General features: G+C 39.6%; 13 protein-coding genes. 6 read left to right on the forward strand and 7 right to left on the reverse strand.

Annotated features, from left to right (window positions below):
• Positions 1 to 11: 11 nt before the first annotated feature.
• From D0T50_RS08615 to D0T50_RS08645, 7 genes are all read right to left on the reverse strand, one after another.
• Positions 12 to 1,403 (reverse strand): capsule assembly Wzi family protein, encoded by a 1,392-nt coding sequence (locus D0T50_RS08615; RefSeq protein WP_163223121.1) that lies wholly within the window; start codon positions 1,401 to 1,403, stop codon positions 12 to 14.
• Complete coding sequence (locus D0T50_RS13880; protein ID WP_163223122.1) at positions 1,400 to 2,473, reverse strand: glycosyltransferase family 4 protein; 1,074 nt, start codon at positions 2,471 to 2,473, stop codon at positions 1,400 to 1,402. The genes D0T50_RS08615 and D0T50_RS13880 overlap by 4 nt, the downstream gene beginning before the upstream one ends.
• A complete protein-coding gene (locus D0T50_RS08625; protein ID WP_163223123.1) occupies positions 2,470 to 3,465 on the reverse strand; it encodes a radical SAM protein in 996 nt (331 codons plus the stop codon). The genes D0T50_RS13880 and D0T50_RS08625 overlap by 4 nt, the downstream gene beginning before the upstream one ends.
• A gap of 51 nt (positions 3,466 to 3,516) precedes the next feature.
• Positions 3,517 to 4,713 (reverse strand): glycosyltransferase, encoded by a 1,197-nt coding sequence (locus tag D0T50_RS08630; protein ID WP_163223124.1) that lies wholly within the window; start codon positions 4,711 to 4,713, stop codon positions 3,517 to 3,519.
• Positions 4,714 to 5,398: 685 nt separating this feature from the next.
• A complete protein-coding gene (gene cydB / locus D0T50_RS08635) occupies positions 5,399 to 6,547 on the reverse strand; it encodes a cytochrome d ubiquinol oxidase subunit II (protein ID WP_163223125.1) in 1,149 nt (382 codons plus the stop codon).
• Between the two features lie 12 nt (positions 6,548 to 6,559).
• Entirely contained in the window at positions 6,560 to 8,110 is a 1,551-nt protein-coding gene (locus tag D0T50_RS08640) for a cytochrome ubiquinol oxidase subunit I (RefSeq protein WP_163223126.1), read from the reverse strand.
• 21 nt (positions 8,111 to 8,131) lie between these two features.
• Positions 8,132 to 8,362, reverse strand: coding sequence for a DUF4492 domain-containing protein (locus D0T50_RS08645; RefSeq protein WP_163223134.1), 231 nt, complete (start codon positions 8,360 to 8,362; stop codon positions 8,132 to 8,134).
• Positions 8,363 to 8,511: 149 nt separating this feature from the next.
• Here D0T50_RS08645 and D0T50_RS08650 point away from each other — a divergent pair, with 149 nt between their 5' ends.
• Genes D0T50_RS08650 through D0T50_RS08675 form a run of 6 tightly spaced genes read left to right on the forward strand, consistent with a single transcriptional unit; the run spans position 8,512 to position 14,827 of the window.
• Positions 8,512 to 9,843, forward strand: coding sequence for a TolC family protein (locus D0T50_RS08650; RefSeq protein WP_163223127.1), 1,332 nt, complete (start codon positions 8,512 to 8,514; stop codon positions 9,841 to 9,843).
• A gap of 27 nt (positions 9,844 to 9,870) precedes the next feature.
• Positions 9,871 to 11,037, forward strand: coding sequence for an efflux RND transporter periplasmic adaptor subunit (locus tag D0T50_RS08655; RefSeq protein WP_163223128.1), 1,167 nt, complete (start codon positions 9,871 to 9,873; stop codon positions 11,035 to 11,037).
• A 17-nt stretch (positions 11,038 to 11,054) separates the two neighbouring features.
• The gene (locus D0T50_RS08660; RefSeq protein ID WP_163223129.1) at positions 11,055 to 11,801 is read left to right on the forward strand and encodes an ABC transporter ATP-binding protein; all 747 of its coding nucleotides are present in this window, start codon (positions 11,055 to 11,057) and stop codon (positions 11,799 to 11,801) included.
• 12 nt (positions 11,802 to 11,813) lie between these two features.
• Positions 11,814 to 13,034 carry an ABC transporter permease gene (locus tag D0T50_RS08665; RefSeq protein ID WP_163223130.1) on the forward strand — a complete coding sequence of 407 codons (1,221 nt, stop codon included), beginning with the start codon at positions 11,814 to 11,816 and terminating at the stop codon, positions 13,032 to 13,034.
• Between the two features lie 17 nt (positions 13,035 to 13,051).
• A complete protein-coding gene (locus tag D0T50_RS08670) occupies positions 13,052 to 14,107 on the forward strand; it encodes a sensor histidine kinase (RefSeq protein ID WP_163223131.1) in 1,056 nt (351 codons plus the stop codon).
• Between the two features lie 21 nt (positions 14,108 to 14,128).
• The gene (locus tag D0T50_RS08675) at positions 14,129 to 14,827 is read left to right on the forward strand and encodes a LytTR family DNA-binding domain-containing protein (protein WP_163223132.1); all 699 of its coding nucleotides are present in this window, start codon (positions 14,129 to 14,131) and stop codon (positions 14,825 to 14,827) included.
• The last annotated feature ends 422 nt before the right edge of the window (positions 14,828 to 15,249 follow it).

Genomic DNA, 15,249 nt, shown 5'->3' on the forward strand with positions numbered 1-15,249 from the left:
TTTTCTTTATATTAAAACCTTTTCCTCACCTTCACTTGCATTCCTAAGTTATCTCCATAGATATCTCCCGTATCGAATGCAGTAGAGAGCTGTATATTCCAACTACTATTTTTAGTATGTATATAATTAAGCCCTATGTACATACTGTAATTTTCTAATATATTTATGGTGGGTTTGAAGGGTGTTCCCCACGTTTGGCTATACGAGAGCTTGGCGAGATAACTTAATTGTGAAGAGATAACACCTTCCCATCCTAAGTGAATTGCTTTTACCCGGTTGTATTTGAAACTCAGGTTTCCATCTTTATTGTAAATAGGTGATGCAATCAGAGGATTTGCCATTGACATCCCCCAATGGGTCCAACCAGGGTATTGATGGTTATTATAATAATCGTCAGCACCACCAGTTTTAGTAACTACAGAATTGTCTAACCCATGTAATGGCCCGCTTTGATTGGTAGTTTGATAGTACTCAAGTACCAGTCCGTTGATAAATTGTGGAGTATTAGTACGCCATTCTATGCCCCAAAGACCATCCATGCCATTCTGTTTACCCATACCCGAGAAGTCGTCAAAGTAGTTTTCCATATAGGCAGAAATGCTATAAGCGCCTGCATCATAGGTAACTTGCAAGTGTTCGTATCCCATGTGATTACCTTCGTAGTATTTCTGTTTGTCATCCTCTCCCTTAGGTATAAGTATTTTCCAGTAGTCTTTTATTCTATTACCAAGATCTTCTTTTTCGTCTCCCTCTATTCTATACCCGCCAAATTGTGCGTCAAGACTTGCGCTTATGTCGAATATCCAGCGACTCTGTGGCTTTTGAATACGCATATAGAAGCGTTTATGGTGGTATTTAATATCCTTTGTATAGAAGTTATTCTCCCCTACCGTCTTCCGTTGATAATTGTTATCTGTAAACCAACCGTATGATAACTCTGCTTTGAAGCGAATCCAGTCCGACAGTCGCACATAATCCAATATTCCTACCCTTACTTGTGGTATTGGTCGCGCATTGCCCGACCATATTAACCCACCGCTACTAAGTTGCTCGTTCAATAATGGTTGGGTAGATTCTTTGTTGCCAACGGAGACACCCCATTTTTTATATGTAACATCTACAAAAGCTTGTTGTAGTACAAAGGTCGAAGTAAATCCGGCAGCAGCTACAAGGTCAAGTCCACTTTGGTAATTCCAATCTCCACGTTCCTTCTCGTAGAAAACGCTACCGCGGATATAAGTATTATTTTTGATAGAAGAAAGTCCGTGCTGATTGGCAGTATGCCACAGAGGTGTGTTATCGCCTGTGTGAAGGGTAGCGCCATATTCGACAGAGGATAAGACTTGAGAAAACAGCGTTATCGTTTTCAACAATAAGAGACATATAAACAACACCTTTTTCATTGGCTTGCATTTTTATATACTTCTTCAGTTTGGGATGCGATTAACTCCCAGTCATATGAAGAAGTATTATACTTAACTGTACTAAAACATGGCTGTTCCAACTTCTCCATTATTTTTTGAGCTAAGTCTGTTACACTCCCTACTTTGACATAGTCTTCTTCATTTAATGCTAATAAACGTGTAGCTGGCAAATCGCTTACTAATACTTTGTTTACTAGTTGCATGGCTTCAAGTAGTGTAAGCGGAAATCCTTCATTGTACGACGGAAGTACAAACAAAGAAGCGTGCGAGTATAGTTCTGTGAGTTCTTCACTAGTAAGAACTCCTGTAAACACCACATTATCTTTTGCCATATCCTGCAGTTTCTTGAAATAACCATGTTCGTTATCAACGCCACCTGCAATAACTAATTGATATATGGAGACATTGGCTTGTTGAAATGCCTGTATTAATACATCAAATCCTTTTTCAGGGGTAATTCGCCCTACTCCTAAGATAAAATTGTTTTTTATTCCGTGTGTGGCAAATAACTTCCCTCTTTGTACAACCTTTCTCTGTTTCACAACCCCATTAGGAATATAAGTTGATTTTGCTTGTATACGGATGTTCTGTTTTTCCAGTTGGTATTTATTAACAAAAATAATATGATTAGAAGCACGTAGCGAAATATACTCAGCAATCTTTAGTAGCATTTTTGAAAATCTCCCCCACTTAGCATGTTCATAATTGGGACTATGGTATGTAAGCACCACTTTAAGCCCAAACAAACGCAATAGCGGAGAGAAAAAAGCGGGACCAATGTTATGGATGTGTATCACATCAGGACGCTTAAAAACACAAATAAGTGTACAAAGAAATGAATGAAAGAAAGCTTCAAAACCTTTTATCTTAGTAGATGGCAGGTCTATAAAATGAATAGGGCTATGAGGTGTTTGGCACACATAAGGGATGCGTCTGAATACGGTTATCTCATGCTTATCTGCTAAATAAGAATAGATATACTCACAGTGCTTTTCTACTCCACCCTGAATATAGGGAAATCCTCTTGTGCCAAATACAGCTACTCTCACTCGAATGCTACCTTTTTGCCTTGCATAATGCGTATTTTATTTCTCAATATCCACAATATGGGCTTCCAAGGTTTGCGAACCATATCGTGTCTTTCAGTCACGATAAAAGCACAGTTACGCTTACAGTTCATCACAATTTCCATTGCTTCTTTTGCTTTATCGGAGTTTAGAATTTCTTCAATACTATTTTCCTTTATATTGCCAATAATTATTTCTTCGCTAGAGCCATTGCATGGCGATACATTGCCATACGGATCTATAAAATAAAAATCGCTTAAAGCACCACAATGCGGTCTGTATCCCGACTCATCACCACGAAGTCTTCTGTAAATACTGCGATTAAAGTATGCACGACCATAATCTTTCAGTTTCTTTTTGAACCCTCTACGCTTAGATTGCAACAAGGCTCTTACAAATAGTTCGTGTTGCTCTAGGGCTTCTTGGCTGGTTATTAAGTTATCCTCTTTTTGAAAATACCAAGAATTATGAACAGCAGAGTTACCCAATTCCACGTCCAGTGCTACACATAAATCGTACAAATAGAGTAAATCTTTATAATTATCAGGAGAGATAACAACCGAAAAGCCTATGTTTTTACATTTGGTTTTTTTAAGCTCGAGCATTGTTTTTAAGGCATGGTCAAAACCATTCACAGTTCCTCTTTTGGAATCATTTATTGTCGGAAGTCCCTCCAAACTAACCCTTATAAGAATATTGGGGTATTTATTTGCAAGTCTAACAATTGTTTCAGTATTGAATCCGTTCGTGCTTAGCTCTAATAAAGAAGCTTTAGGGTATAGAATACGAAAGATTTCATCAATATCTCCACGAAGTGTAGCTTCGCCTCCTGTTATGTTTATTCTTAGTCCGTCAGGAAGCTTTTCGTAATAAGAGTAATCTATTTCCTCTTGTTGTTTTGATGGGTGTTTCCAAATATTGCACATATTGCATTTGGCATTACACCGATATGTTGTTATTAAACTTGCTTGCATTTTACAGTTTCTATAAATTGGATAAACAATATTTAGTGTTCAAAGATACGCCTAATTCTCATACACCGTCAATAAATCCGCATAATATCTTTCTTCCGAGAACTTTTTAATGCTTCTATTAGAGACTTCTTCACGGTTATAAGTATCATTAAACATATTCTCTATTTGGCCTTTCATCATTGCGTTGTCGAACGCTTCAAAGAGCTGCCCGTCGCCCTCCTTAATTAGTTCGGGGATACCTCCAATACTGGCACCAAGCACTTTTGTACCACAACATAAGGATTCTATCACACTTAGCGGATTGTTTTCGTACCAAGCTGATGGTATTACAGAGAAGTGTACTTTTTTCATTAGCGCAACGATTTCCAAGCTCGTCTGAAAGCCCAAAAACACAATTTGCTTGGAAGCATATTTTCTTTTTAGTTCATCTTCCAGTGGTCCTGTACCTGCCACATATAGCTTATAGGGCAGATCCGAGGCTACTTCAAGCAAGCTTTGAATTCCTTTCTCGGGCGATAGGCGACCCACATAGCAGTAGCTCTTCTCTTCTGGTTCTTGCTTAGTGGCACAGATTAACTCTACTTTTTGCTTATCAATGAAGTTGTTAAGTACCACTATCTTATTTTCAGGGAAGCCTGCGCTCATCATTTTAGAAGCCATAAAGTTGCTGGGACAAATAAATGTATCTACCCATTTGGTTAGTTTGCTGCGATTCCAACAAATGGCTTCTAAATAAGCAAGGGTGCTTGCCACAGTACTTCCTTTGAAACATTTGTTCGTTACAACATGTAGTTTATTCTTATAGCATATTTCGCATGGCTTTCCATCGCGTAAGCAAGAATACGAAGGGCATATCAATTTATAGTCGTGCAACGTCCATACTACTTTAATACCTCTTTTGTGTGCCAGTTTGGCTACAATAGGCGAAATATAAGAATGTATATTATTAAGGTGTACCACATCGGGGCGAAAATTATCAAGAACCGCATTGAACCGTTCTTTCACTCCACTCCCAAAGATGCGCAGCGCGGCTTTTGCTTTGTTGTTAATACCCGGCGACGCAAAAGAAACCTCATCCACAAAATAATTGCTTTCTTCGAAAGACAGGTTTTCTGGATACAACATGGAGAAATACATCACCTCATGACCGTTTTGCTTCAGCAACTCGCCCAAGTTTAGTGTGTAGATACAATCTCCACCACGTGGATAAAGGAATTTATTAATGATTAGTATTTTTTTTGCATGCATTATCGTGTTTATTATATGAATAAATAACGGACGTAACCTAAATAAATTGTTTGTTGGTGATACTTTTTTAGTGTAATGCAGGATTGTTTTGATGAATATTTTATCGTTTTAGACTTTTGTGCATGGGCGAGTTTGTATCAATAAGACAGTAAAAACAGCTTGTACAACCAGAAATATGCTTAAGTAACTTTCTTTTGTGATTTTAGCCTTCCGGATTCATTCTGTTTGAGCAGTACAGAAACGCCACTACAAGCCTCCTGGAGAGGGTGTGTTTTGATTAAAAAGTGCTTATGGCTCAACGACCTTCTGCTTATGGTTCTAACTCCCTCAACCATAATCTTATGGAGCAAAAGCCATAAGTAAAGAGGAAATAAAGCAGTGGATCATGAGAGAGAATAAACTGAGTTTTGAATCTCTTTTGACTGTGTTTTAATTAAGAACTCAGTCAAAAAAAGATGCCCTACAAGTCTTGTAGGGCATCTTTTCGTGTTTCAGCCTCTATCAATGGTACTTTTTCGTGTTTTTCCTTAACACGTTTTCCTTCGATTTTTATTGAATACGGGCTGTTCTCTTCAAATTTTCGCAAGAAAATGGGGCTTTAGCAAAATGATAGTTAACAGAATACACAGCGTTCATGTGTTGATTGTTTTTTTTACCACTTTTACTGTTGCTGAAAAATAGTTTCTTAATACTTATGCCCCTCCCCGCGCATTTCTTCGGCGTCAATCTTCTTTTTATCAATACTTCGCCATGCATAGACGATGTAAGCAATCACAAAAGGTATAATTAGCGAAGCGTATGCCATTGTGCTGAGCGTAAATTGACTTGAACAACTGTTGGAAAGCGTAAGGGAACTTTGCAAATCCAGGTTCGATGGGTAATAAGCTGTGTTGTTATAGCCCACACAAAGTAGTAATGCCAATACCGTAAGTATTGTTCCTGCCCCTGTGTACCAGATACCCTTAGTAAATCGTGTTCTCAATATCGTTTTAAGAATACCAAACAGCACAAGCCCCACTCCTACAAGAAATAGAGCAAAGACTATAGGCATCTCCACAAAATTCAGGAAGTACTTACAAGGTTGCATAAAGATTTGTTTTGTATCCGGGTTAACGGCATACCCGGTGGAGATTAATATCTTGCCTATGAATGCCAGAAAGAAAACAAGGAACAGTGCCGCATTAGGGATAATAGCTTTGCGGGAGTTCGTGTTCAGTATCTTGTCATCTATATTATTAATAAGGTATAGTATCCCCAAGGTACGGGCAAGAAAAAACACAGCTATACCCAATGTTAAGTTCCATATATTGGCAAGCGCATCCAGTCCATGCCATGCATTTCCCCAACTGCTGATGACGGGCATCACGGTATTGGTCATGTTCCCCTTATTTATTAAGAAGTTGGATCCGGTAAAGAATGTAGCCACCGCCACACCCAGCAGCAATGGCCCCACTACCCCATTGATAACCAAAAAGGTACGATAAGTATTCTTACCCAACAGATTACCCATTTTACTTTGAAACTCATAGCTTACTGCTTGTAATACGAAGCTAAACAAAATCAGCATCCACAGCCAGTATGCTCCACCAAAACTCGTACTGTAAAACAACGGAAATGAAGCAAAGAAGCCGCCACCGAAAGTTACCAGTGTAGTAAAAGTAAACTCCCACTTGCGACCTGTAGAGTTGATAATCATTTGGCGTTGCTCTTCTGTTTTCCCTAATGAAAAGATGAGTGAATTGCCACCTTGCACAAAAAGTAGAAAAACAAGAATTGCAGCCAACAGTGACACTATCAGCCACCAATATTGTTGTAGAAGTATGTAGTTGTTCATATCGATTTGTTTTTAGTTTCTTTCTGGTCCTTTTTTTATCTCTTTAATCATAATCCCTATCTCTGCTATTAACATGATTGTAAACAGCACAAGGAAAAGGATGAAAGTTGTTTGTACTGCTCCGGTGCTAATACGCGAAATACCGGCAGAGGTAGGCAATAAGTCTACAATTGCCCATGGCTGCCTACCACACTCGGCAACAATCCATCCACACTGTCCGGCAATATAACCCAATGGTATTGTAAGCATAGCTACCCAATGCATCCAACGAGTTTTAGTTAGGCTTTTCTTATACACAAAGAATAGAATCAACCCGAAGAACAGAATAAAGTAACCACCCAATATTACCATCATACGAAATGCGTAGAAGTTTAGTGGTACATTGGGTACAAGGTCATTTACTTCCTTAATATAGCCGTAACCGTAGTAAGGCATATTGGCTTGCAAGATGCGGTATGCGCTATCGGCAACTTGAGCATTGCCGGCTTCTTTGGCTTGCTGGTAGGTACTTAACGCATCGATGGCAATAGTACCTCTGCGCATTTTCTCGGCTGCAGAAAGAGCTATATTACCATCGTCGAGCAGATATCCTCCTTCTAGGATGTCTTTGATACCGGGTACAAATGCGTTAGCATTGCGAGTGGAGAGAAATGAAAGCATTTTAGGAATTTCAATACGGAATAAAAAAGGATCTATACTGTCGTTATAGGTTTCTTTTGCAGGGTTAAGTACGCCAACAGCAACAAGTCCGGCTTGTTCGCTCCCCTCATAGAATCCTTCGACTGCAGCCAGTTTCATGGGTTGTGTTTGTGCTACTTTGTATGCCGATCCGTCTCCGGTAACAGCCACTAACAAAGACGCTGTCAATCCAAATATCGCTGCTATTTTTATGCTGACTAACGCAAACTTTACGTCACGCTTCTTCCACAAGAACCAACAACTAACACCAACAATAAAGACTGCACCAAGCACCCACCCCGATAATACTGTGTGAAAGAACTTATTCACAGCCACGGGCGAAAAGGCTACCGCCATGAAGTCTACCATTTCATTACGTACTGTATCGGGGTTAAACTCCATCCCTACCGGGTATTGCATCCAAGCATTGGCAACCAATATCCACCATGCGGATATTGTAGCACCCAATCCCGTTAGCCATGTTGAAGCTAAATGAAACCCCTTGCTAACCTTGTTCCAGCCAAAGAACATAACTGCTATAAAAGTAGCTTCCATGAAAAACGCCAGCATTCCTTCAATAGCAAGTGGCGCACCAAAGATATCTCCTACAAACCACGAATAGTTACTCCAATTGGTGCCAAACTGAAACTCCAATATCAATCCGGTAGCTACACCAACGGCGAAGTTTATTCCGAATAACTTCATCCAAAACTTGGTAGTTCGCTTCCAGAATTCATCGCCTGTCTTGTAGTAAACGGTTTCCATTATTCCCATAACCACAGCAAGCCCCAGCGTAAGCGGTACAAAAATCCAGTGATACATGGCGGTTAGTGCAAATTGCGCTCGCGACCAATCAACTAACGACGTCTCAATGCTTTCAATCATATTATTCTGTATTAAAGGTTATTATTCTTGTTTGAGCATGTCACGCCGTTCAATAAGCTCTTTGGAGACGAATTCTTCTTTCGTCATCCCTTCGGGGCGTGTGTTTATGAAGTTAGGAAAGAAAAACAACTTGAGAATGGCAAACATGATGAATAATTTAAGCAAAATAATGAACCAAAGAGTGCGTCCAATTGTCATGCTCTTAAATCCGGTAAGATAGAAATCCCAAATACGTATGATTGTAGCTTTCATCATGTTATTAATAGGTACTACTATATAAATAATGATAAAGTCGATAAATTGTTCAGATTAGACGTCGTCAATTCGTTGCTTGTCTATCATTTTTGTTACAGTGGGAGAATGAAAATAATTTTGTTTCCGTAAAATCAATAGAAAGAATTATGCAAAAGGTAAAAGGAATGAGAATAATTGCTTGCGGTGCTACCATTGTGCTGAGCTGTTGTGTGGCAACTGCGCAGGAATCCAGCAAGCTTTGGGGGTTGCAAGATTGTTTGGATTATGCCATGGAGAACAACATCAGCATCCAAAAGAATCGAATAGCTTCGGAAAGCAGCCAGGTAGACCTGCTAACGGCAAAAGCAGCATTATTTCCTAGCTTGTCGTTCAGTACGGGTCACAACTATGTAAACCGTCCGCTGATTGACGATGGAAGCGATAGAAAGAATAGCTATAACGCTAATTATGGACTAAACGCTTCGTGGACTGTATATAATGGTGGAAAGAATGTAAAAACAATCAATCAGCAGAAGCTGACAAATCGTATGGCCGAGTTGGATGTAAACCTGATGGAGGACAACATTCAAGTCTCTATTATGCAGTTATATCTGCAAATTCTCTACGCCTCAGAGTCGATAAAGATTAACGAAAGCAATTTGGAGGTGTCCGACGCACAGTTGAATCGCGCTAAAGAACTACTTAACGTAGGCTACATCGCTAAAAGCGACTACGCTCAACTCGAAGCACAATACAGTAATGATAAGTACGCTTTGGTAAACTCGCAATCGTCATTACAAAGTTACAAGCTGCAATTGAAGCAGTTACTGGAACTTGACGGGGAAGAGGAGATGAACCTGCTACTTCCTGAATTGAATGATGACAATGTAATTCAACCATTACCCGCTAAAATGGATGTGTACAAAACTGCGTTAACTTTCCGTCCGGAGATTGAAGCAGGTAAAATAGATGTGGAATCCAGTGAAATAGCGATTGACATAGCTAAATCGGGTTATTATCCAAGCATATCTTTGACTGCAGGAACAGGAACAACTCACACCAGCGGAACCGATTTCACTTTCGGTGAACAGGTAAAGAATGGTTGGAACAACACAGTAGGAGTAACGCTTTCGGTGCCAATTTTCAAAAATCGTCAGAACAAAAGTGCCGTACAAAAAGCAAAACTAAATCTACAAAGCAGTAAGCTGAATTTGTTGAGTGAAGAAAAGGCGTTATTCAGTACCATAGAGGGCTATTGGCTCGATGCTACTACTGCACAACAGCAATACATGGCTGCTAAGGAAAAGCTACGTAGCTCCGAAATAAGTTATGAATTGGTAAACGAGCAGTTTACTCTCGGCATGAAAAATACCGTAGAGTTGCTTACCGAAAAGAACAACCTACTTTCGGCGCAGGAACAGCTTATTCAGGCAAAGTATATGGCAATACTCAACATTAAACTGTTGAACTTCTATCAGGGAGAAGAATTTAAGTTATAATCAGCATAATAATAGAAAAAAGATATCATGAGCAAGAAAAATTTAATTATTGTTGTAGCCGTCGTTGTGGGGGTAGCAATAGGGCTTTGGTTGTTTGGTGGGAAGTCGTCCGACCAGAAAGTGAATTATCAAACTGCAACCGTAAATAAAGGCGTTATCAGTAGCTCGGTAACCGCAACCGGAACAGTAGAGCCGGTTACACAAGTAGAAGTAGGTACGCAGGTGTCGGGTATTGTACACAAGCTATACGTAGACTATAATACGGTCGTTCGTAAAGGGGATATTATTGCCGAACTGGATAAGATTAATTTGGAGAACGAATACGCCAGTAAGAAAAGTAACTTAGAGAATGCTAAAACAGAATACGAGTATCAATTGAAAAACTATACTCGTATTAAAGCCCTGAATGAAAAGAAATTGATTTCGGCCACCGAATATGAAACGGCTTTGTATGGCTATGAGAAAGCAAAAAACTCATACGATATCAGTAAGAACGATTTAGCCAAAGCGAAGACTAATTTAGACTATGCTACCATTACTTCACCTATTGATGGAATCGTGTTGAGTCGTGCTGTTGAAGAAGGACAAACCGTAGCTTCTTCGTTCAACACACCTACCCTCTTTATTATTGCCAACGACCTTACCGATATGCGTGTAATAGCCGATGTAGATGAAGCTGATATAGCCGGATTGACAGAAGGTCTTCGTGTTTCTTTTAGTGTAGATGCATACCCTAACGATATTTTCGAGGGATTTATAACTCAAGTACGTCAACAAGCTACCGTTACCAATAATGTAGTAACTTACGAGGTGGTTATCTCTGCCCCCAACCCCGATCTTAAACTTAAACCCGGGCTAACTGCTAACGTAACCATCTACACTATGGAGAAAGCAGATGTACTCGCTGTACCGGTAAAAGCGTTGCGCTTTACGCCTGTTAAACAATTGGTAGGTGAAGATAGTATTAAGGATGTTCCTGGACAACACAAATTATGGACGCGCGAAGGAAATACATTTGTAGCACATGCAGTTGAGATAGGTACCAGTAACGGTATCTTAACAGAGATAAAAAGCGGAATCAATCCCGGTGCTGTAGTAATAACAGACATTGTTATGGGACAATCGAATGCTGCGCTTCCTACGCAAGGAGAATCTTCTCCATTCATGCCGGGTCGTCCGGGAGGTAAGCGTTAAGTAAGAAAGGATGCAATATGAATAAAGCAATCATAGAACTTCAAAACATCAAGCGAGACTTTCAGGTGGGTAGTGAAACGGTACATGCCTTGCGCGATATCTCGTTTACTATCTCCGAAGGCGAGTTTGTGACAATAATGGGAACATCAGGCTCGGGAAAATCTACCCTACTGAATACTCTTGGTTGTCTAGACACTCCTACCGGAGGCGAGTATTTACTGGATGGAATCCCGGTAAAGAATATGAGTAAGAGCGAGCGGGCTATTTTACGTAACCGTAAAATAGGTTTTGTATTTCAAAGTTACAATCTGCTTGCTAAGACTACTGCGATTGAGAATGTAGAATTGCCGTTGATGTATAATGCAGAGATTAGTACCTCGGAACGCAGAAAACGTGCTATCGATGCACTAGTGGCTGTAGGGCTAGGTGATCGCTTAATGCACAAAAGTAACCAGATGAGTGGTGGGCAGATGCAGCGCGTGGCTATAGCTCGAGCTTTGGTTAATAACCCTGCCGTAGTTCTTGCCGACGAAGCAACGGGGAATCTTGATACGCGTACATCGTATGAAATATTGGTACTCTTCCAGAAGCTACACGCAGAAGGACGAACGATTATCTTCGTTACTCATAACCCCGAAATTGCTCAATATACCGGAAGGAATATTGTGTTACGCGATGGTAGAATAAAAGAAGATACTGTAAACACAAATATTCAATCGGCGGCTGCGGTGCTTGCCGAGCTACCTTTGCCTGAGGAACTCTAAAGAAACCATATTATGAATGGAACAAATTTATTTAAGATATCACTGAAGGCACTTGCCAATAACAAAATGCGTGCTTTCCTTACAATGCTTGGCATTATCATTGGTGTAGCCGCTGTGATAACAATGCTTGCTATTGGGCAGGGGTCTAAGCAAAGTATTCAGCAACAAGTTTCGGAGATGGGGTCGAATATGATTATGATCCACCCGGGAGCGGAACGAAGAGGAGGTGTGCGTCAAGACCCCAGTTCTATGCAGACATTGAAGCTTGATGACTATTATGCTTTGCGCGATGAAACCAACTATCTTACCTCCGTAAGTCCTAATATATCGAGTAGCGGACAGTTTATCAGTGGTGCCAATAACTATCCCTCTTCAATAAATGGAGTAAGCACCGAATATTTGGATATCAGGCAATTAACTGTCGAAAATGGGAATATGTTTACAGAGCAGGACATTGCCAGTAGTGCCAAAGTGTGTGTGGTAGGTAAAACCATAGTAGATAATCTATTTCCCGATGGTAGCGATCCTGTAGGACAAATCATTCGGTTCAATAAAATCCCATTTCAGATAGTAGGGGTACTCAAGTCCAAAGGATATAATTCGATGGGACAAGACCAGGATGCCGTAGTGCTTGCACCATATACCACAATAATGAAACGTGTTTTGGCAATTACCTACTTACAAGGCATCTTCGCTTCTGCACTAACTGAAGGGATGACTGAAGTAGCTACGGATGAAGTAGAAAATGTTTTGCGTACAAACCATAAGTTACGTACAAACGATGAAAATGATTTCACCATTCGTTCGCAAGAAGAGCTTAGCTCAATGCTTACCAGTACTACAGATATAATGACAGTACTACTTGCCTGTATTGCCGGTATCAGTTTGCTGGTGGGGGGCATTGGTATTATGAACATCATGTATGTTAGCGTTACGGAACGTACACGCGAAATAGGCTTGCGTATGTCGGTAGGTGCGCGTGGCATTGATGTCTTAACCCAATTCTTAATAGAAGCAATTCTTATTAGTGTAACCGGTGGGCTCATCGGGGTAGTGTTTGGCGTAGGAGCTTCATATGTTGTAAAGGTGATATTGAACTGGCCTATCTATATTCAGCTATGGAGTGTGTTCCTTAGTTTTGCAGTTTGTACGCTTACTGGAGTTTTCTTTGGTTGGTATCCAGCAAAGAAGGCTGCCAATTTGGACCCGATTGATGCAATACGTTACGAGTAATTCTGTATATTTGCCCTATGAGACAATCAATAACACAACGACGCCATTCATTTGAAGTCTTTACCCATGTGGCTACATGGGTATTGCTTCTGTTGCTTCCAATGTTTGTGTTGAACCTTCGTGGCCCGAATATTACATGGTATGACTACACCAAACACTTTGTGGTTATTGTTACTTATTTTATCGTGTTCTATTTCAATTACTATTTTCTTATCCCCAATTTCCTGTTTAAGGAGAAAACAAAAACTTATATTATATATAATGTAATTATACTTGTCTTAACAAGTTTCCTATTACATTATTGGCACTTCATTACTGCACCGCCTCCTGTAGTAAACCCTGAGCATGCATTTAGGAAACCTCCGCGTTGGGTATTTATTATTAGAGACTCCATAGCTATTGCCTTTACAATTAGTATAAGTATGGTAATTCGCATAACAAAAAGATGGAATGCGCTAGAAACTGCACGTAGAGAAGCCGAAAGGAGTAAAACGGAGGCTGAATTAAAAAATTTACGCAATCAGTTGAATCCGCACTTCTTGCTCAATACGCTCAATAATATTTATGCATTGATAGCTTTTGATGTCGACAAAGCACAAAGTGCTGTACAGGAATTAAGTAAATTACTTCGTCATATGCTTTACGAAAACCAACAAGGGTTTGTTACACTGGGTAAAGAAGCCGATTTTATGCATAATTATATTGAATTAATGCGTATTAGGTTGGCACCGAACGTAACGCTGGAGACAAAAATAGAAGTGCTTCCCGATACTCAAACGCCTATTGCACCGTTCTTGTTTATCTCTCTGATTGAAAACGCCTTTAAGCATGGCATCTCTCCTACTCAACCAAGTTATATCCGGATTATGTTATCCGAAACAGAGGGAAAAGTGTTGTGTGAAATAGCAAATAGCTATTTCCCTAAAAAAACGAACGATAAGAGTGGCTCAGGAATAGGGCTTCCGCAAGTAGCCAAAAGATTGGAGTTACTTTACCCGGGTAAGTATAACTGGCAAAGAGGAACATCGGCAGATGGCGATCAGTACATTTCGCGCTTATCTATCGAAGTATAATAAATTATTGGAAAGAAAAATATGATACTACGTTGCGCCATTGTTGATGACGAGCCATTGGCTCTTAATCTGATAGAGAGTTATGTTGCAAAAACCTCTTTCTTAAAACTGGAAGGAAAGTACGCTAGTGCTATACAAGCCATGCAGGAGTTGCCCCAAAAGAACGTAGACCTACTCTTTTTGGATATTCAAATGCCCGAATTGAATGGATTGGAGTTCTCCAAGATGGTCGATTCGCATACACGTATTGTCTTTACTACTGCATTTGACCAATATGCACTTGATGGTTATCGGGTCAATGCTTTGGATTATTTGCTTAAACCTATTTCATATATAGATTTTTTAGAAGCATCCAACAAAGCTTTACAATGGTTCGAGCGTAGCTCCAAGCAAGGAGAGTTGGAAAGTATTTATGTAAAGAGCGACTATAAGTTAGTTCGTGTTAAGCTAAAGGATATTCAATACATTGAAGGGTTGAAAGATTATGTAAAAATCTATATGGAAGATACCCCTCGTCCTATTCTTTCTTTAATGAGTATGAAATCAGTGGAAGAAATTCTTCCGCAAAGTAAATTTATGCGCGTACATCGTTCTTATATAGTAAATAAGGAAAAAATAAAGATTATTGATCGTGGTCGTATTGTTTTTGAGAAAAATTATATCCCCGTCAGTGATAGCTATAAGCACGTTTTTCAAGAGTTTTTAGAAGAACATTGCTGATTTTTGAAAAAAAGAGAAAAAAAACTCATTTTCTCTTGTATATGTAAAAAATAGTCTATACTTTTGTACTGAACAGATAGGAGTTGAGAAACTCTTAAAATAGAATAGTTTAGTTAAGTCTAGTTTAGTTTTTGTGAAAGCACTCTGTTGGCAGCGGCCAAACAGAGTGCTTGTTGCATTATAACCCTTGTAAGTACTATCGTAATTCCAGAAAAATAACGGCTCAAATCGAAATCTTTGTTGGTGCTTATCTTCCCTTTACATTTCTGCTTATTTCCCCAAAAAACAACGTTGCGCTAAGACGCTTCTGAGGGGGGTATTTCGGGTCAACGTAAAAAGTTGAGGAGTCACTTTATGTTTTTTATCTTTGCCTAAAAAAGATATTATGCAAAAAGATGGTTATAGTTTGTTGTTACCTTTTG

The organism is Bacteroides sp. 214, from assembly GCF_010501015.1.
Lineage (GTDB): Bacteria > Bacteroidota > Bacteroidia > Bacteroidales > Bacteroidaceae > Bacteroides.

What these genes read in the sequence shown, in the direction of transcription:
- D0T50_RS08615 (WP_163223121.1), bottom strand. Translation starts at nt 1,403, where the DNA reads ATGAAAAAGGTGTTGTTTATATGTCTCTTATTGTTGAAAACGATAACG.
- D0T50_RS08625 (WP_163223123.1), bottom strand. Translation starts at nt 3,465, where the DNA reads ATGCAAGCAAGTTTAATAACAACATATCGGTGTAATGCCAAATGCAAT.
- D0T50_RS08630 (WP_163223124.1), bottom strand. Translation starts at nt 4,713, where the DNA reads ATGCATGCAAAAAAAATACTAATCATTAATAAATTCCTTTATCCACGT.
- cydB (WP_163223125.1), bottom strand. Translation starts at nt 6,547, where the DNA reads ATGAACAACTACATACTTCTACAACAATATTGGTGGCTGATAGTGTCA.
- D0T50_RS08640 (WP_163223126.1), bottom strand. Translation starts at nt 8,110, where the DNA reads ATGATTGAAAGCATTGAGACGTCGTTAGTTGATTGGTCGCGAGCGCAA.
- D0T50_RS08645 (WP_163223134.1), bottom strand. Translation starts at nt 8,362, where the DNA reads ATGAAAGCTACAATCATACGTATTTGGGATTTCTATCTTACCGGATTT.
- D0T50_RS08650 (WP_163223127.1), top strand. Translation starts at nt 8,512, where the DNA reads ATGCAAAAGGTAAAAGGAATGAGAATAATTGCTTGCGGTGCTACCATT.
- D0T50_RS08655 (WP_163223128.1), top strand. Translation starts at nt 9,871, where the DNA reads ATGAGCAAGAAAAATTTAATTATTGTTGTAGCCGTCGTTGTGGGGGTA.
- D0T50_RS08660 (WP_163223129.1), top strand. Translation starts at nt 11,055, where the DNA reads ATGAATAAAGCAATCATAGAACTTCAAAACATCAAGCGAGACTTTCAG.
- D0T50_RS08665 (WP_163223130.1), top strand. Translation starts at nt 11,814, where the DNA reads ATGAATGGAACAAATTTATTTAAGATATCACTGAAGGCACTTGCCAAT.
- D0T50_RS08670 (WP_163223131.1), top strand. Translation starts at nt 13,052, where the DNA reads ATGAGACAATCAATAACACAACGACGCCATTCATTTGAAGTCTTTACC.
- D0T50_RS08675 (WP_163223132.1), top strand. Translation starts at nt 14,129, where the DNA reads ATGATACTACGTTGCGCCATTGTTGATGACGAGCCATTGGCTCTTAAT.